Annotated in this window: 14 protein-coding genes; 5 read left to right on the top strand and 9 right to left on the bottom strand. The window is 74.3% G+C overall.

All coding sequences use genetic code 11. From position 1 onward, the window contains the following. Positions 1-60: 60 nt before the first annotated feature. The 3 genes from ABZ807_RS03600 to ABZ807_RS03610 form a co-directional block, all read right to left on the bottom strand. Positions 61-318 (bottom strand): WhiB family transcriptional regulator, encoded by a 258-nt coding sequence (locus ABZ807_RS03600; RefSeq protein WP_007455784.1) that lies wholly within the window; start codon positions 316-318, stop codon positions 61-63. A gap of 713 nt (positions 319-1,031) precedes the next feature. Then, complete coding sequence (locus ABZ807_RS03605) at positions 1,032-3,542, bottom strand: bifunctional FO biosynthesis protein CofGH (protein WP_357152337.1); 2,511 nt, start codon at positions 3,540-3,542, stop codon at positions 1,032-1,034. A 241-nt stretch (positions 3,543-3,783) separates the two neighbouring features. Next, positions 3,784-4,707: a hypothetical protein gene (locus tag ABZ807_RS03610; RefSeq protein WP_357152338.1), complete on the bottom strand. Its 924-nt coding sequence runs from the start codon at positions 4,705-4,707 to the stop codon at positions 3,784-3,786. A 98-nt stretch (positions 4,708-4,805) separates the two neighbouring features. On the opposite strand from ABZ807_RS03610, the gene cofD reads away from it, so the two are divergent. Both cofD and ABZ807_RS03620 read left to right on the top strand, forming a co-directional pair. Then, a complete protein-coding gene (cofD, locus tag ABZ807_RS03615; protein WP_357152341.1) occupies positions 4,806-5,753 on the top strand; it encodes a 2-phospho-L-lactate transferase in 948 nt (315 codons plus the stop codon). Continuing rightward, positions 5,750-6,838 (top strand): coenzyme F420-0:L-glutamate ligase, encoded by a 1,089-nt coding sequence (locus ABZ807_RS03620; RefSeq protein WP_357152344.1) that lies wholly within the window; start codon positions 5,750-5,752, stop codon positions 6,836-6,838. Before cofD ends, ABZ807_RS03620 begins: the two co-directional genes overlap by 4 nt. Positions 6,839-6,857: 19 nt before the next feature. Here ABZ807_RS03620 and ABZ807_RS03625 read toward each other — a convergent pair whose 3' ends face one another. Both ABZ807_RS03625 and ABZ807_RS03630 read right to left on the bottom strand, forming a co-directional pair. Further along, a complete protein-coding gene (locus ABZ807_RS03625) occupies positions 6,858-7,862 on the bottom strand; it encodes a winged helix-turn-helix domain-containing protein (RefSeq protein WP_357152347.1) in 1,005 nt (334 codons plus the stop codon). 274 nt (positions 7,863-8,136) lie between these two features. After that, positions 8,137-9,177, bottom strand: coding sequence for a hypothetical protein (locus tag ABZ807_RS03630; RefSeq protein WP_357152350.1), 1,041 nt, complete (start codon positions 9,175-9,177; stop codon positions 8,137-8,139). A 192-nt stretch (positions 9,178-9,369) separates the two neighbouring features. Between ABZ807_RS03630 and ABZ807_RS03635 the strand changes: the two genes are divergently transcribed. After that, positions 9,370-9,969 carry an NUDIX hydrolase gene (locus ABZ807_RS03635; protein WP_357153045.1) on the top strand — a complete coding sequence of 200 codons (600 nt, stop codon included), beginning with the start codon at positions 9,370-9,372 and terminating at the stop codon, positions 9,967-9,969. Between the two features lie 23 nt (positions 9,970-9,992). Here ABZ807_RS03635 and ABZ807_RS03640 read toward each other — a convergent pair whose 3' ends face one another. Both ABZ807_RS03640 and ABZ807_RS03645 read right to left on the bottom strand, forming a co-directional pair. After that, entirely contained in the window at positions 9,993-11,084 is a 1,092-nt protein-coding gene (locus ABZ807_RS03640; protein WP_357152353.1) for a sugar phosphate nucleotidyltransferase, read from the bottom strand. Positions 11,085-11,147: 63 nt separating this feature from the next. Beyond that, on the bottom strand, positions 11,148-12,293 hold the full coding sequence (locus ABZ807_RS03645) for a glycosyltransferase family 1 protein (RefSeq protein ID WP_357152355.1): 1,146 nt from the start codon (positions 12,291-12,293) through the stop codon (positions 11,148-11,150). A 151-nt stretch (positions 12,294-12,444) separates the two neighbouring features. Between ABZ807_RS03645 and ABZ807_RS03650 the strand changes: the two genes are divergently transcribed. Further along, positions 12,445-13,134: a TIGR03089 family protein gene (locus tag ABZ807_RS03650; protein WP_357152358.1), complete on the top strand. Its 690-nt coding sequence runs from the start codon at positions 12,445-12,447 to the stop codon at positions 13,132-13,134. A gap of 177 nt (positions 13,135-13,311) precedes the next feature. Here the strand turns inward: ABZ807_RS03650 and ABZ807_RS03655 are convergent, their stop codons facing one another. Together ABZ807_RS03655 and ABZ807_RS03660 are read right to left on the bottom strand one after the other, a co-directional pair. Continuing rightward, the gene (locus ABZ807_RS03655; protein ID WP_357152360.1) at positions 13,312-15,297 is read right to left on the bottom strand and encodes an acetoacetate--CoA ligase; all 1,986 of its coding nucleotides are present in this window, start codon (positions 15,295-15,297) and stop codon (positions 13,312-13,314) included. Positions 15,298-15,468: 171 nt separating this feature from the next. Then, positions 15,469-15,987 (bottom strand): hotdog domain-containing protein, encoded by a 519-nt coding sequence (locus tag ABZ807_RS03660; protein WP_357152363.1) that lies wholly within the window; start codon positions 15,985-15,987, stop codon positions 15,469-15,471. A 23-nt stretch (positions 15,988-16,010) separates the two neighbouring features. Between ABZ807_RS03660 and ABZ807_RS03665 the strand changes: the two genes are divergently transcribed. Next, positions 16,011-16,676, top strand: a complete 666-nt coding sequence (locus tag ABZ807_RS03665; RefSeq protein WP_357152366.1) for a hypothetical protein — start codon at positions 16,011-16,013, stop codon at positions 16,674-16,676. The last annotated feature ends 128 nt before the right edge of the window (positions 16,677-16,804 follow it).

The raw sequence follows: 16,804 nt of genomic DNA on the forward strand, positions 1-16,804 counted from the left end.
CCCGCGGCACCGACCCGGGCGTGAGCCGGGCGGCCCCCACCGCCCCGGCCCCACCTCAGCTCAGGCGGCTCGCCGCTTGAGCTTGCGCCGCTCCCGTTCGGAGAGCCCGCCCCAGATCCCGAACCGCTCGTCGTGACCGAGAGCGTATTCGAGGCATTCCGTCTTGACCTCGCACCGCGAACAGATCCGCTTCGCTTCGCGGGTCGAGCCGCCCTTCTCAGGAAAGAACGCTTCCGGATCGGTCTGCGAGCAGAGCGCCCGCTCCTGCCACTCCGGCGCGTTTCCGAGCAGGTCGGCCACCTCAAGCTGGCCGTCCATCAGATGCCTCCTTGTCGCGCACCGGCGTCACCGCCGCTGCAACCCCCCACGCGAAAGGCGTGCTTGTTCGTACGGTCCCCATTTGTTGTGTTCCGTGCGAACAACCCCATTCAAATTACACGCGTGTAATGCGTGCGCCGTCAAGCTGAACTTGATAATGGAGTCGCCCTCCCGACACCGTTCGGGCGACCACTTCGGCCGCCCGGCCTCGCAACCTGCCATATCGATTCAGACCCCGGACGAGTAACGCCCTCTCCGGCGAGTTGCCCGAGATTTCTGCCGTGGCGTGGCCGAGGTGGACGCCGCCGGGGTACGCCGGCGGAGGCTCCGGTGGACCAGCCCACCAAGATCAGGATCTCGGTGGGGCACAGGTTAACGCGGTTCGGCGCAGGCTGCCCGTCGAGCCGGACATGCCGACAGCGCCCCGTCCACGATGTGGACGGGGCGCGATGACTCGGACGCCGGGCGGCGATCAGCCCACCCCGGCGGAGCGCTGGTCGGCCAGACGAACTCGGCGACCGCGCCACCGGCGACGGAGACCGCTCCGGCCGGCGTCCACTCGTCCCACCAAACGGTATAGAGGCCGGCCCGGATGCCGGTGAGCGGCGGCGTGTGCGCGCCCGCGGTGGCTCGCGAGGGCTGCCGGCAGCGGCCCTCGCCTCAACCGCCGCCGGTGACCAGTGGTACGGCCGGCGCCGGGGAAATGTTCGACGCTATGCGCGGTGGTGACCGTACGCGGTCGTCCGCTTGCGCGCCGGCCGGCCGGCGGCCTCCGCGATCGCCCGCAGCTGCTCCTCGGTGCGGGCGGAACCGTTGCCGGAGCCGGCCATCCGGGAGATCGTCTCCTCCATCAGCGTGCCGCCCAGGTCGTTGCAGCCGCCCTGCAGCATCGCCACCGTGCCGGCGTCGCCCAGTTTGACCCAGGAGCACTGGATGTTGTCGATCCGACCGTGCAGCAGCAGCCGGGCCATCGCGTGCACCGCCCGGTTCTCCCGCCAGGTGGGCCCCGGCCGGGCGATGCCGGCGAGATAGATCGGCGCGTTGGTGTGCACGAACGGCAGCGCCACGAACTCGGTGAACCCGCCGGTACGGTCCTGCACCCCGGCCAGCACCCGGAAGTGCGCCAGCCACTGCCCAGGGTGGTCCACGTGGCCGTACATCATCGTGGAACTGGATCGGATACCCAGCTCGTGGGCCGTGCTGACCACCTCGACCCAGGCGGCGGCCGGCAGCTTGCCCTTGGTGAGCACCCAGCGCACGTCGTCGTCGAGGATCTCCGCGGCGGTGCCCGGGATGGTGTCCAGCCCGGCCTCGCGCAGCCGGGCCAGCCACTCCTTCACCGGCACGCCGGCCTTCGCGGCGGCGGTGACGATCTCCATCGGGGAGAAGGCGTGCACGTGCATCCCCGGCACCCGCGCCTTGATCGCCCGGACCAGGTCGGCGTAGCCGGTCACCGGCATCTTCGGGTCGATCCCGCCCTGCAGGCAGACCTCGGTGGCACCGGCCGCCCAGGCCTCCTCGGCCCGGTCGGCGACCTGCTCGACCGAGAGCCGGAACGCGTCGGCGTCCCGTTCCCGCTGCGCGAAGGCGCAGAACCGGCAGCCCACGTAGCAGACGTTGCTGAAGTTGATGTTGCGGTTGACCACGTAGGTGACGTCGTCGCCGACGGCATCCCGCCGAACGTCGTCGGCGAGCCGGCACAGCTCGTCCAGCGCCGGGCCGCCCGCGCCGAAGAGCGCCAGCGCCACGTCGGCGTGCCGGGGCTCCAGCAGCGCCGCCGGATCGTCGGCCGCCAGCCGCATCCCGGCCCGCACGTCGGCGTCGCCCCCGCCGGGGGCAACACCCGCGCTCACCTTGCCGGCGACCTCGGACCAGTCGCCGTAGACGCTGTCGAAGTCGCCCCGCCGGTCCCCGGTACGCCCCGTGGTGTCGATGGTGACGTGCAGGTCGGTCCGCCCGCCGTACGTCTCGTCGGGCTCCTGCCATGGCCGGCCGACCGGCCGGGCGGCCTCCACGGCGAGACCGGTCTCCGGGTCGGCCAGCGCGCCGACGTGCGGCAGCAACCGGTGGTCGAGCCAGGGGTCGCCGGCCCGGACGTACTCGGGGTAGACCGTCAGCCGCTCGCGCAGGGTGAAGCCGGACTTCTCGGTGTGCCGGGCCAGCTCGTCGAGCTGCGGCCAGGGCCGCTCCGGGTTGACGTGGTCCGGGGTCAGCGGCGACACCCCGCCCCAGTCGTCGATGCCGGCCCGCAGCAGCAGGTCGTACTCGCCCTCGATCAGGTTGGGCGGGGCCTGGATGCGGGCCTTCGGGCCGAGCAGCAGCCGGGTCACCGCAACCGTGGCGGCCAGGTCGTGCAGCTCGGCGTCGGGCATGCCACGCATCGCGGTGTCCGGCTTGGCGCGGAAGTTCTGCACGATCACCTCCTGGAGGTGGCCGTACTCCCGCTGCGACCGGCGGATCGCGAAGACCGCGTCGACCCGCTCAGCCGGGGTCTCCCCGATGCCGATCAGGATGCCGGTGGTGAACGGCACCCCGACCCGGCCGGCGTCGTCGAGGACCCGGAGCCGGACCGCGGGTTCCTTGTCCGGCGAGCCGAAGTGCGGGCCGCCCGGTGCGGACCAGAGCCGGGTCGCGGTGGTCTCCAGCATCATCCCCATGCTCGGCGCGACCGGCTTGAGCCGTTGCAGCTCCGACCAGGAGAGCACGCCGGGGTTGAGGTGGGGCAGCAGGCCGGTCTCCTCCAGCACCGCCACGGCGCAGGCGCGCAGGTAGTCCAGGGTGGAGTCGTACCCCCGCTCGTCCAGCCACCGGCGGGCCGCCGGCCAGCGCTCCTCCGGCCGGTCACCGAGGGTGAACAGGGCCTCCTTGCAGCCCAGCGCCGCGCCCTGCCGGGCGATCGCCAACACCTCGTCCTGCTCCAGGAAGGCGGCCGGCAGCCGGTGCGGCACGGTGGCGAAGGTGCAGTAGTGGCAGCGGTCCCGGCAGAGCCGGGTCAGCGGGATGAAGACCTTCTTCGAGTACGTCACCACGCCCGGCCGCCCCGCCTCGCGCAACCCGGCGTCGCGGATCTCACCGGCGACGCGCAGCAGCTCGTCGAGCTCGGCCCCCCGGGCCGCCAGCAGTGCGGTCGCCTCCGCGACGTCCAGCGCGCGGCCGGTGGCCGCCCGGCGCAGCGCGCGCTGCACGCTCGCCGCGGTCGGGGCGGGGTCGGTGCGGTCAGCCATCCGCTCAGCCTATGCGCTGGACCGGACAGCCGGACGGGCACGGAACACGGTGTGACATCGCCCCCGCCCGGGCGGAGGCACGTCCTGCGGCCACGGAGCGTCACGGCTCCGCCCCGGCACACCACGTCGAGCGTGATACCTCAGAGTCATCATGATGCCTCTGAGGTATCACGCTCGAGGTGGTGGTGCTCCTCCCACCCGACACGCCCGACGCCCGACGGCGGGCGGCGGGCGGCTCGGATCAGCGCGGGAAGTTCGGGTCGTCCCGGTGGAAGCGCTGAGTGCGGTCGCTGTCCGCCCCGTCGGCGGACCCCGGGGAGGAACCCGCCTCGCCCGGCTGACGCGGGATGACCTGGGTCGGGTCGGCTGACGGCGGCTGCCCGAAGGGCGGGGCCGTGTTCGGCCCGGCGAAGGGCGGCGCGGACTGGGGCGCGGCCCCGAACGGCGGTGCGGACTGGGGCGCGGCCCCGAACGGCGGTGCGGACTGGGGCGTGCCGAACGGCGGAGCCGAGGACGGGGCGGGCTGACCGTACTGGCCGGCCGACGGATAGCCGGTGGCGGGGTGAGCGCCGGGCTGGCCCGGGGGCGGGTAGCCGGCCGCGGGGTAGCCGGCCTGGCCGGACTGCTGCGGCCAACCGGGCTGCGGCTGGCCGTACACGCCGGGCTGCGGCCTGGGCCGGGAAGGTTGGTAGAACGCCCGCCACACCCGGTAGGCGACGAACGCGGCGGCGGCGAAGACCGCGAACCAGGCGGCCCGGGTGAGCATGCCGAGCAGGGCGTCCAGCACCTCCGCCTCGGCCAGCCGACCGACCAGCCAGATCAGGAAGGTCAGCGTGCCGAAGAGCGCGCCGAAGGCGTACTCGCCGACCGCGACCTGGGTGATCTGCTTCGCCCGCGGGACGACCGGCGACACGTGCGTGGCGAGCAGCACGGCCAGCAGCGGCAGGACGGCCGACTCGATGCCGACGAACGAGAAGAAGGTGCTGCCGGCCCGACCCGAGAAGGTGCCGTACCCGGAGGCCGGCGCGAGCAGTCGGATCAGTCCGACGAGGAGCAGCACGGCGTTCGCGCCGAGCAGCACGAGCGCGGCCAGTTCGCGCAGTGGCCTGGTGAGCTGGCGGGCCTGCGTCGCGTCGTTCGGCGCTGGCTCGGCGGGGCTGGTCACGAGTTCTCCCTCGGGGCGAAACGGACAGATGCCGACGTGAGCCTAGTCTCCCGGGCCAGCGGCGGACCGCGGGCGTCGCGTACGCGAGGATGGACGTCATGCGCATTGTGGTTCTGACCGGCGGAATCGGGGGCGCCCGCTTCCTGCTCGGCGTCCGGGCGTACGCCCGTGAAGTGGGCGCCGAGGTGACCGCCGTGGTGAACGTCGGCGACGACCTGCTCCTGCACGGGCTCAAGGTCTGCCCCGACCTGGACAGCGTCATGTACACCCTGGGCGGCGGGGCCGACCCGGAGCGCGGTTGGGGACGGGTCGGCGAGACCTGGACGGTCAGGGCGGAGCTGGCCGCGTACGGCGCGGAGCCGACCTGGTTCGGGCTCGGCGACAAGGACATCGCCACCCACCTGGTGCGGACCACCATGCTCAACGGCGGGTACCCGCTCTCCGCGGTGACCGAGGCGCTGGCCACCCGCTGGCAGCCCGGCGTACGCCTGCTGCCGGCCACCGACGACCGCCTGGAGACCCACGTCGTGGTGGACGGCGAGCACGGCCAACGGGCGATCCACTTCCAGGAGTGGTGGGTGCGCTACCGGGCGGACATCCCCACCCACCGGTTCGTCTTCGTCGGCGCGGAGAACGCCAAGCCGGCACCCGGGGTGCTGGAGGCGGTGGCCGACGCCGACGCCGTGCTGATCGCGCCGAGCAACCCGGTGGTGAGCGTCGCCCCGGTGCTCGCCGTGCCGGGACTGCGCGATGCGGTGGCCCAGGGTCCGGCCCGGGTCGTCGGGGTCTCGCCGGTCATCGGCGGCGCTCCGGTGCGCGGCATGGCCGACCGGTGCCTGTCGGTGCTGGGCGTGGAGTGCAGCGCCGCCGGGGTGGGCCGGCTCTACGGCGGGCGCAGCGGGGGCGGCCTGCTCGACGGCTGGCTGGTCGCACCGGAGGACGACGGCACCGTGGTGCCGGGGGTGACGGTCCGGTCCGCGCCGTTGTGGATGACCGACGAGGCAGCCACGGCGCAGATGGTGCGGGCCGCATTGGAGTTGGTGTGAGGCTGGAGATCCTGCCGGTGCTGGGCATCGGCGACGTGACCGAGGGCGACGACCTGGCGGCGCTGATCGCGACCGCCGCGCCGTGGCTGCGCGACGGGGACGTGCTGGTGGTCACCAGCAAGATCGTCTCGAAGGCGGAGGGCCGGCTGGTCGACGTGCCGCCGGACGGGCCGGCACGGCTCGCCGCGCGGGACGAGGTGCTGGCCGCCGAGACCGCCCGGGTGGTGGCCAGCCGGGGGGCGACCCGGATCGTGCAGACCCACCACGGCTTCGTGATGGCCTCCGCCGGGATCGACGCCTCCAACGTCGACAAGACCCGGCTGGTGCTGCTGCCCAAGGACCCGGACGCCTCGGCCCGGGCGCTGCGCACCGCGCTGCACGAGCGCTGCGGCGTGGACGTGGCGGTGATCGTCAGCGACACCATGGGCCGGCCCTGGCGCAACGGGCTCACCGACGTGGCGCTCGGTGTGGCCGGCATGTCCGCCATCCGGGACCACCGGGGCGAGGTCGACCCGTACGGCAACGAGCTGCAACTGACCCAGATGGCCGTGGTGGACGAACTCGCCGGCGCCGGCGAACTGATCAAGGGCAAATGCGACCAGGTCCCGGTCGCGGTGGTTCGCGGCTACCTGGGCGCCACCCGCACCGACGACGGCGCGGGCGCCACCGCCCTGGTCCGGGACGCCACGATGGACCTCTTCTCGCTCGGCACGGCCGAGGCGCGAGCGGCCGGCCTCCGGTCCGCCGCGACCCTCGTCGACGGCCCCGGCCCGACACCGGCCGACCCGGAGGCGGTCCGGCGGGCCGTCGCCGCGGTCGCCGACGTGGTCGCGCCCGGCACCGCCTTCACCCACGTCACCGACGAGGAGGTACGCGCCGGTCTGGTGGCCACCGTGCCGGGCTGGCCGGAGCGGGCCACCGGGCTGCTCCTCGGCGCGGCGCCCACCCCCGTCGACCGGCCGGACCTGGTGCGCTTCGGCGCGGACCTGCAACGGCTGCGCACCGCGCTGGCCGCCGAGGGGGTGCCCTCCGCGCTGTTGCCGCCCCCGGCGGGCAGCACGGCCAGCGCCTGCCTGGCGATCTGACGACCGCGCGCGGGCCGGGTCAGGCGTTGAGCATGGCCCGGCCCAGCGGGGTCAGGGTGTGCAGCACGGTGTTGCGGTCCCGCTGGCTGACCAGCAGCCCGGCGTTGCGCAGCACGGCGGTGTGCTGGCTGGCGGCGGCCGGCGAGATGTGCAACCGCCGGGCCACCTCGCCGGTCGTGCAGCCGTCGTCGCTGGCCTCCAGCACGGCGGCCCGGGTCCGGCCGAGCAGCGCGGCCAGCGCCTCCCGCCCGGCTCCCTCGCCCGCCGGGCCGGCTCCCGCACCGGGCGCCGGGGCCAGACCGCCCAGCCGGTCCACCGGGTAGACCAGCACCGGGGGCAGCTCCGGGTCGAGCAGGGCCACCGGGGTACGCGCGCAGAAGAACGAGGGCACCAGCAGCAGCCCGCGCCCGTCCAGGTCCAGCTCCCGGCTGTCCGGATAGTCGTACACCTCCAACCGGCCGGCCGCCCAGCGCATGGTGGGACGCAGGCTGGCCAGCAGCCCCTCGACGCCGCCGTCGAGCAGCGCCCGAGCCCGGCGGGCGCGGTCCGCCTCCACCGCCGCCTGGACCCGCCCCCAGTACGGCGTGAGCGCCACCGACCGGTACTGCGTCATCGAGTCGGTCAGCAGTTGCAGCATCTCCGGCTCGCCCCGGGCCAGCGCGGTGGCGGAGGCGGGCAGGGGGTTCGCCCCGGCCAGCACGGTCAGGTCCCGCTTCAGCAGATCGAGCGGGGTGGACCGGACCGCCTCCAGCCCCGCGTCGAACCCCGTCACGCTCTCGTACGGGGTGAGGAAGTCGGGGAAGTAGCCGCGCGGCGGGTTCAGCGCGAAGAGCAGCCGGAGCTGGCCGGAGGTGACGTCACGGCGCAGATCGCGGGCGACGCCCCGGCGCCAGGGCGCCATCAGCGGGTCCTTGGTGCGGCCCTGCAGCAGGTGCAGACTCAGCACCAGCTCCCAGATCGGGTCTGCCGCGGGGGCCACCCGGGTCCGGAGAATGTCCTCCTGGGAGAAGTGGATCGTCAGCATGGCAGCGCTCCTGAGGGCGGGCAGGGGGATGGCCCACCGACCCTCTGCACTCTACCCGCTTGGCAATTACCTCCACTTTTAAGCGTGAACTGAAAAAGCTCGACGGCCCCGATCGCCGGTTGGCATGCTCCTACTGCCCGGTACGGCGTGCGGAGGGGGCCAGCCACCCGACCGGGATGCCTGGGGGCAGTGGGCGCGTCCGGGTGACACCACGAGGGTCTGCGGCCTGATTCCGCAGAGGTGTCTCCCGGGCGCTCCGCCCGTGGCGGGCCGGTCAGCCGATCCAGAGCGCGACCCGATGGTCCTCGTCGGTGACGTAGAAACAACTCCCGTCCAGCTCGGCCAGGCCCTCCACGTGGTGGAAGGGCGCCAGTTCGGCCACCAACTCGCCGGCGACCCGGTGGTCGCCGGCGGCCGGCTCCCAGCGGAAGCGGACGTGCCGGGCGGTCACCTCACCGCCCGCCGGATGCTCGTCCAGCAGCACCGAGCCCTTGCCCAGCGCGTCGATCGAGCCGATCACCGCCGCGTACCCGCCGTCGGCGGTCGGGGCGACCGCGCGGAAGCCGACCAGCGCGCCCGGCGGCGTCACCCCGGCCAACGCGTACGCCCGGCCGGCCACCGGCCAGTCGCCGTCGGCGGCGAACATCTCCGGCACCCCGGCCAGCTCGACCAGGATCGGCTCACCGGCGTCGGTCACCGGGAACCGCAGCCCGAGCAGCACCGTGCCGTCCGGGGTGAACGCGGCGGCCTCCACGTTCAGCGGCAGGTCGTCCTCGGCCAGCCGGCTCACCCAGCTCTTCGCCCGGGCGGTGCCGCGGGCCAGCGTCTCGACGATGAACCGGCGGCGGACCAGGTCACCGGGCGGCAGCGGGGTGAAGGGCGCCTTCGCCAAGGCGTCGTTGACCACCCGGTGCACCCGGAACCGGTTGCGCACCACTCGCAACGGCAGGATCCCGGCCGCGGCGTCGTCCTTGCGGAACCGCGCCACGAACGCCCGGCGCGGGCGCAGCGGGCCGGCCTTCGAGCCGAAGTGCGAGCCGAAGACGTACACCCAGCCGTCGTGGTGGGCCAGCGCCTCACCGTCCTCGGTGCGGTCGTTCTCCGGCCCGGCGTCGGCGGGCACGTGGTGGGCGACCCACTCGCCGTCCTCCCGTTCCAGCAGCAGGGCCAGGCAGCGCTCCACCGGGCCCTCGTCCAGCACCGTCCAGAACCCGCGCCGGGCGCGGTGCGCGCGCAGCAGCGCCGGGGAACGGACCGGCAGCAGGTCACTGGCCTCGTTGCCGGCCACCACGAATTCGACGAGTCGCAGGGTCACCGGGCCAGGTTACGGAGCCGACGCTCGTAGAGTGTCGGGGTGCCCGACCTTCCCGCCCCGGCCGCCCCCGGCGGGCCGACGCCCCTTCCCGCCCCGGCCGGCGCTCCCGCACCCGTGCCGGCGACCGGCAGCGGGCCTGCCACCGGGCCCGACACCGGGCCCGACACCGCCCGGCCGGACGCCGCCGAGCAGATCGCGGCCCGGTCCGGTGCTGCCGGGCCGAGCGCGACCGGCCCGGCCGGGCAGCGGGCGTTGCACGCCGACGCGGTGGCGCAGCTGAGCGGGTGGGCGCCGACCGGCCCCGCCGCCACGGAGGCGCGCGACCGCACCCTGGAGCTGCTGACCGCCGGGCCGGTGGCGATGAGCCGGAGCCACCGGCCCGGGCACGTCACCGCCAGCGCGCTGGTGCTCGACGCCACCGGCGCCCGGGTGCTGCTCTGCCTGCACGGCAAGTTCCGCCGCTGGGTGCAGCTCGGCGGGCACTGCGAGCCGGCCGACCGCACCCTCGCCGGCGCCGCGCTGCGCGAGGCGACCGAGGAGTCCGGGATCGTCGGGCTGGCCGTCGACCCGGTGCCGATCGACGTGGACATCCACCCGGTGGCCTGCCAGGGCGGCTCGCTGCATTACGACGTACGCTTCGCGGTCTTCGCCCCGCCCGGCGCGGTCGAACGGGTCAGCGACGAGTCCGAGGCGCTGGGCTGGTTCCCGCCGGACCGGTTGCCCGAGCCGCTGGCCGGCGGGACCGTCCAGCTCGTCGCGCCGGCCCTGGCCGCGCTGCGCCGCCGCCCCTGACAGGCGGCTGGCGGCGACGCGGGTCAGATCAGGCCCTCCTCGCCCCGCTCCTTGAGCTCGTCGACCAGCAGCTTGACGTCCTGGGCGCGGTCGCGCGGACAGACCAGCAACGCGTCCGGGGTGTCCACCACGATCAGGTTCCGCACCCCGAGCGCGGCCACCAGCCGGCCGGACTGCGGCACCACCACAAGATCGCCGCAGTCGTGCAGCAACACATCCGACATGGTGTCGGTGCCCAGCACCACGTTCCCGGCCGGATCGGCGGCGAGCACCTCACCGAGGGTGTGGAAGTCGCCGACGTCGTTCCAGCCGAAGTCGCCGGGCACCGTCGCGACCCGGCCGGCGGTCGCCGCGCCCTCCATCACCGCGTAGTCGACGGAGATCTTCGGCAGCGTCGGCCAGACCGTGCCGAGGATGTCGTCCTGTTCGGGAGTGCCCCAGGCGGCGGCGATGGTGGTGACCCCGGCGTGCAGGGCCGGCTGCTGGCGGGCCAGCTCGGCGAGGAAGACGTCCACCCGCCAGACGAACATGCTGGCGTTCCAGAGGTGCCGCCCCGAGCGGAGGTACGCCTCGGCGACCGGCGCGGCCGGCTTCTCCTTGAACTCGGTCACCGGACGCCGTGGACCGTCGCCGGTCGGCTCGCCAGTCTCCAGGTAGCCGTACCCGGTCTCGGCGCGGGTCGGGGTGATGCCCACCGTCATCAGCAGCCCCTGCTGCGCGCCGCGTACCGCCGCCCGCACCGTCTCCACCCAGGCGTCGGCGTCGTGGATCAGGTGGTCGGCCGCGAACGAGCCCATCACCGCCTCCGGGTCCCGCTGCGCGATCACCGAGGCGGCCAGCGCGATCGCCGCGCAGGAGTCCCGCGGTGAGGGCTCCACCAGGATGTTCTCCTCGGGCAGCCCGGTGAGCTGCCGGGCCACCGCCGCCGCGTGCGCCGCCCCGGTGACGACCAGGATGCGGTCCGGTGTGGTCAGCGGCGTCAACCGGTGCACGGTCGCCTGGAGCAGCGAGGCGCTGGTGCCGGTGAGCGGGTGGAGGAACTTGGGGTGCCCCGCGCGGGACAGCGGCCACAGTCTCGTGCCGCTGCCACCCGCCGGGATGACGGCGTACAGCATCAGCACATCATGCCCGAACCGACCCGGGCCGGACGCCGGGTCGGCCGTACGGTCGGCGCACGATCAGGAACGGGCCCGACTCCACGCGGCGATGTGCACCTCGGCGCTGGACTCCCAGGTGAACTCCTTGGCCCGGTCGAACCCGGCCTTGGCCAGCGAGAGCCGGCGCTGCTCGTCGTCGAGGAGGGCGGCCAGGTCGGCGGCGATCTGCTCCGGGTCCTCGCTGGTGTAGGCGACCGCGTCGCCACCCACCTCGGGCAGGGAGAGGCGGGGGGTGGTGAGCACCGGGGCCGCGCACGCCATCGCCTCCAGGATCGGCAGCCCGAAACCCTCACCGTACGACGGGTAGGCGGCGACCAGCGCACCGCCGAGGAACCCGGGCAGGTCGGCGTAGCGCAGGTAGCCCGGGCGGAGCAGGCGCAGGTGCGACGGCACCTCGGCCACCGCGCGGTCGATGTCGTCGTCGTGCCCCTGGCCGCCGGCCACCACCAGGGCCGGCGGGTCGTCCCGGTCGGCCACCGCGCGGGCCCAGCCGCGGATCAGGTTGGGTACGTTCTTGCGCGGCTCCTTGGCCCCGAGGAAGGCCACGTAGCTGCTGTTGCCCAGCCCCAGCCGGGCCCGCACCCGGGCCTTCTCCTCCTCGCTGGGCGCGTGGAAGGCCGCGTGGTCGACGCCGTGGTAGGCGACGTCGATCCGGGTGGGGTCGGCGTCGAGCAGCCGGATCAGCTCGTCCCGGGTGGCCTTGCTGGGCACGATCACCCGGTCCGCCCGGCGCAGCGAGGTCTTGATCGCGCTGCGGAAGAACGTCCGCCGGGACTTGTCGTAGTGCTCCGGCTCGGTGAAGAAGGTCGCGTCGTGCACGGTCACCGTGACCGGACAGCCGGCCCGCAGCGGGCAGGTGTAGAAGGGCGAGTGCAGCACCTCCGCGCCGACCTGCTGGGCGAGCAGCGGCAGGCCGGTCTGCTCCCAGGCGAGCCGGGCGGGCCGGTGCGCGACGGCCGCCGGGGCGGGGATGACTTCCGCCCCCGGCAGCATCCGGGTGTAGCGCTCCAGGTCCGTACGGAGGCTGACCACGACCAGGTCCACCCCCGAACCGCACACGGTGCCGAGGGCACCGAGCAAACCGTCGACGTATCTACCGACGCCGCCACGGTCGGCGGGGACACTCGTGGCGTCGATGAGCACGCGGGGCGGGCGACCGGCGGTCACGGGGCGACTCCTTGAACTGGCGGGTCTGTGGGGAACAACACTCCGGGCAAGCCTACGCTGGAGCCCGGTCCGGACGCTGACTGCGACCCGACGGTACGCCGACTTGTCATCGTCAGCGAGTACGCGTCACGGCGGCGTATCGTTCGCGCCGATGGCCGAGAACATTGCCCGGGTCTTCGCCGACGCGATCGCGACCGACCCCACCCGACCCCTGCTGACCTGGTACGACGACGCCACCGGCGAGCGCACCGAACTGTCCGGCGCGACGCTGGCGAACTGGGTGGCCAAGACCGCCAACCTGCTCGTCGACGAACTCGCCCTCTCCCCCGGCGATTCGGCCGGGGTGCTGCTCCCGCCGCACTGGCAGACCGCCGCGGTGCTGCTCGGCTGCTGGTCGGCCGGGTTGACGGTGGCCGACACGCCGGGCGACGTGGACGTGCTCTTCGCCGCCGCCGGCCGGGTCGCCGAGGCGGACGCCTGGCCGGCCGGGGACCGGTACGCCCTCGCGCTGGCCCCGTTCGCCGCCCCGCTGCGCGAGGTGCCGGCCGGCTTCGCCGACTACGTGGTCGAGGTACGCGCCCACGGCGACCACTTCACGCCGTACCCGCCGGGGGGGCCGGGCGAGGCGGCGCTGCTGGCCCGGGCGGCCGCCCGCGCGACGGAGCTGGGCATCGCCCCCGGCGACCGCGTCCTGGTGGACGCCGCCCGACACCCCGACCCGGTCGACTGGCTGCTCGCCCCGCTGACCGCGACCGCCACCGTCGTCCTCTGCGGCGACCTCGACCCGGCCCGCGTCCCGTCCCGCACCACCTCGGAGAAGGTCACCCGCACCCTGGCGTGATCCGCCCGGGCCGCGCCGGCCCTCAGCCACGGTGCCTCGCCCCGGGCCAGTGCCGCGCGCATGTCCGGGTGGGCCAGCCACGAGATCGACTCCGGATGCGCGGAACGGCGGTGTCCCACCGGCTCGGGACACCGCCGTTCGCGCGATCCGGCATTGACCACGCGGCTCGCGCCGGCGTCAGGCCGGCGTGGACTCCTCGGTGGCGCGGCGCTGGGCGAAGGCGGCGAAGGCCGTCAGCGACTCGGGGTTGGCCAGGGCGCCCTTGGCGGCGGCGCTGTCCACCGGGGTGCCGGTGAGGATCTTCTTGACCGGGACCTCCAGCTTCTTCGCCGAGAGGGTGCGCGGGACGGCGCGGACCTGATGGATCTCGTCCGGGACGTGCCGGGGCGAGAGGGCGGTACGCAGCTCGCGGCAGATCCTGCCGCGCAGCGCGTCGTCCAGGTCGATGCCCGCGGCGAGGACCACGAAGAGCAGCAGCTCGCCCGCCCCGCCCTCGTCGTCCTCCAGGTGTACGACCACCGAGTCGACGACCTCGTCCAGCCCCTCGACCACCGAGTAGAACTCGGCGGTGCCGAGCCGCACGCCGCCCCGGTTCAGGGTGGCGTCCGACCGGCCGGTGATCACGCAGCCGCCCCGATCGTTGATGGTGATCCAGTCGCCATGCCGCCACACCCCGGGGTAGACCTCGAAGTATGCCTCCCGGTAGCGGCGACCGTCCGGGTCGTTCCAGAAGCCCACCGGCATGCTCGGCATCGGCGCGGTGATCACCAGCTCGCCCAGCTCCCCGATGACCGGGGTGCCGTCGGCGGACCGGGCCTCCACCCGGGCGCCCAGCGCCCGGCAGGTGATCTCCCCGGCGTGGACCGCCAGCAACGGCACCCCGCCGACGAAACCGGTGCAGACGTCCGTGCCGCCGGACAGGGACTGGAGCTGGAGGTTCTCGCCGACCGTCTCGTACACCCAGGTGAAGCCCTCGGCGGGCAGCGGCGCGCCGGTCGAGCCCACCCCGCGCAGCGCGGAGAGGTCGGCGATCTCCTTCGGCACCAGGTCGGCCTTGCGGCAGGCCAGCAGGAACGGCGCCGAGGTGCCGAAGTACGTCGCCTGAGTCTCCTCGGCCAGCCGCCAGAGCGCACCCAGGTCGGGGTGGCCCGGGTTGCCGTCGAAGAGCACGATCGCCGCGCCCACCGCCGGGCCGGAGACCAGGAAGTTCCACATCATCCAGCCGGTGGTGGTGAACCAGAAGAAGCGGTCCGCCGGGCCCAGGTCGTGGTGCAGGGCGAGCATCTTCAGGTGCTCCAGCAGGATGCCCCCGTGACCGTGCACGATCGGCTTCGGCAGGCCGGTGGTGCCCGAGGAGTAGAGCACGTAGAGCGGGTGGTCGAACGGCACCGGGGTGAAGGTCAGCGGCTCGTCGGTCGCCGCCGCCAGCTCGTCCCAGGCCAGCCCGCCTTCCGGCGGGGCGCCCGCCGGGTCGAGGTACGCGATGCCGACGGTGTGCTCCAGCGAGGGCAGGGCGGCACGGATGGCGGCCACCTCGCCCCGCCGGTCCACCGGCTTGTCGCCGTACCGGTAGCCGTCCACGGCCACCAGCACCTTCGGCTCGATCTGCTGCCAGCGGTCGGTGACGCTGCGGGTGCCGAACTCGGGCGCGCAGGAGGAGAAGATCGCGCCCAGGCTGCTCGCCGCCAGCAGCAGCACGTACGTCTCGGGGATGTTCGGGGCGTACGCGGCCACCCGGTCCCCGGCGACCACGCCGAGCCGGCGCAGCCCGGCCGCCACCCGACGGACCTGCTCGCGCAGCTGCGCCACGGTCAGCGTGACCGGCGCGCGGGTCTGGCCGTGCGCGATGACCACCGGATCGTCGTCGGAGCGGCCCGGCATCCGCAGCACGTTCTCGGCGTAGTTGAGCGTCGCGCCGGGGAACCAGCGGGTGCCGGGCATCGCCGGGTCGGTCAGGGTCGCCGTCGGCGGGGTGTGCGCGACCACCTCGAAGTGGTCCCAGATCGAGCGCCAGAACCCGTCGAGGTCCTCGACCGACCAGCGCCACAGCTCGTCGTAGTCGGCGAAGTCCAGCCCGCGGTGCTCACGCAGCCAGCGCAGGTAGTTCCCGATCCGCGACCGCTGGAGTACGTCCGCCGGCGGCGTCCACAGCACGTCACCCACTGCTCCACCCTCCCTCGGGCCCCGCACCACAAGTGAATGGGCCGTGGCGCCATCTTGCCCTACCTCGAAGCGTCATTCTCCGCACCCGGCGCCGGTCCGGGGGCGTAGCCGTTCCACACGCCGGACCCGCAGGCTGTGTGGGTCGACCGACCCCGGGCCCGGCGGGACGCCTCAGCCGGCCCGGTGCGCCTGGATGGCCCGGCGCCTGGCCAGCCGGTGCGCCCGGCGGATCTCCGCCTCCCGGAACCGGCGCTCGTCCTCCAGGGTCTCCGGCAGCACCGGCCGGACCGCCCGGGGCGCGCCGCCCACGTCGACGCCGACGAACACCAGGTACGCGGTGGCCACCCCGACCGGCTCGTCCTCGGCCGAGTCCCAGCGCTCGGCGACCACCCGGACGCCCACCTCCATCGAGGTCTGCCCGGTCCAGTTCACCTGGGCGTGCGCGTGCACCAGGTCGCCGACCCGGACCGCCTCCGAGAAGACGATCTCGTCGATGGCGGCGGTGACGGCAGTGCCCCCGCTGTGCCGCGCCGCGGCGGCCCCGGCCACGTCGTCGACGAACTTCATCAGCACACCGCCGTGCACCGTCCCGTAGAGGTTCACGTCGACGGCGGTCATGATGCGGCTCAGGGTGACCCGGGAGTACGAGGTCGGCTTGCCCGGCGGGGCGGCGGAGGGATGCTCGGTCATGGCGGAAACGGTACGGTGCGCGGATGCGACATCTCTGGAGCTTCCTCACCGGGTTGGTGGTGGCGCCCATCACGTGGGTGCTGATCACCCTCGGGCAGGACGGGTCAGGTCGGACCGTGGACCGCTGGGTGGAGATCGGTACGTACAGCACGCCCAACCTGATCGAGCCGGCCGTCTACCTCGGCGTCGCCGGCATCCTGCTCGGCCTGCTCGGCACGCTGCGCATCTCGCCGCTCGGCCCCCTCACCGCCGGGCTGCTGCTGGTCACCCCGTACGTCGGGATGTTCATCGCCCCGTTCACCGTCATCGACAAGATCCCGAAGGACTGGAAGGTCCTCGGGGACCCGCTGCCGCTGCACCGCCCGGTGCAGAACGGCACGCTGTTCCTGATCGGCCTGCTGCTGCTGATGGCGACCTTCAGCGTGCAGCGGTGGCGGAGCGGGCCGGCGGCACCGGCGACCGGGGCGGAGCTGACCCCGGCCGACGGCACACCGCCGGAGAATGCCTTCACGCTCAGCGACTGGCCGCCGTCCGGGGCGCGGAACGAGCAGGAAACCGCCCCGCTCACCCTCGGCTACCCGGACCCCAACACCGATCCGCTGCCCCGGCGCACCGGCACGGAGTCGCCGTGGACCGCGCCGCCCCGCTACGGGGCCGGCCCGACGAGCGAGACCACCGAGAACCGTTGACCGGCCGCGGGGGGGGGGGGGGGGCGGCCCGCCCCCCCCCCCCCCCCGCCCGGGGGGCGCCCCGGGGGGGGGGGGGGGGGGGGCACCCCCCAACCCCCACCAACCCCGGGGGTAAAACCGCCGGGCCC

The sequence above is a fragment of the Micromonospora sp. NPDC047548 genome (assembly GCF_040642975.1).
Taxonomy (GTDB): domain Bacteria; phylum Actinomycetota; class Actinomycetes; order Mycobacteriales; family Micromonosporaceae; genus Micromonospora.

Coding starts and splice junctions, on each gene's coding strand:
- ABZ807_RS03600 (WP_007455784.1), bottom strand. CDS start 318: ATGGACGGCCAGCTTGAGGTGGCCGACCTGCTCGGAAACGCGCCGGAG.
- ABZ807_RS03605 (WP_357152337.1), bottom strand. CDS start 3,542: ATGGCTGACCGCACCGACCCCGCCCCGACCGCGGCGAGCGTGCAGCGC.
- cofD (WP_357152341.1), top strand. CDS start 4,806: ATGCGCATTGTGGTTCTGACCGGCGGAATCGGGGGCGCCCGCTTCCTG.
- ABZ807_RS03625 (WP_357152347.1), bottom strand. CDS start 7,862: ATGCTGACGATCCACTTCTCCCAGGAGGACATTCTCCGGACCCGGGTG.
- ABZ807_RS03640 (WP_357152353.1), bottom strand. CDS start 11,084: ATGCTGTACGCCGTCATCCCGGCGGGTGGCAGCGGCACGAGACTGTGG.
- ABZ807_RS03650 (WP_357152358.1), top strand. CDS start 12,445: ATGGCCGAGAACATTGCCCGGGTCTTCGCCGACGCGATCGCGACCGAC.
- ABZ807_RS03660 (WP_357152363.1), bottom strand. CDS start 15,987: ATGACCGAGCATCCCTCCGCCGCCCCGCCGGGCAAGCCGACCTCGTAC.
- ABZ807_RS03665 (WP_357152366.1), top strand. CDS start 16,011: ATGCGACATCTCTGGAGCTTCCTCACCGGGTTGGTGGTGGCGCCCATC.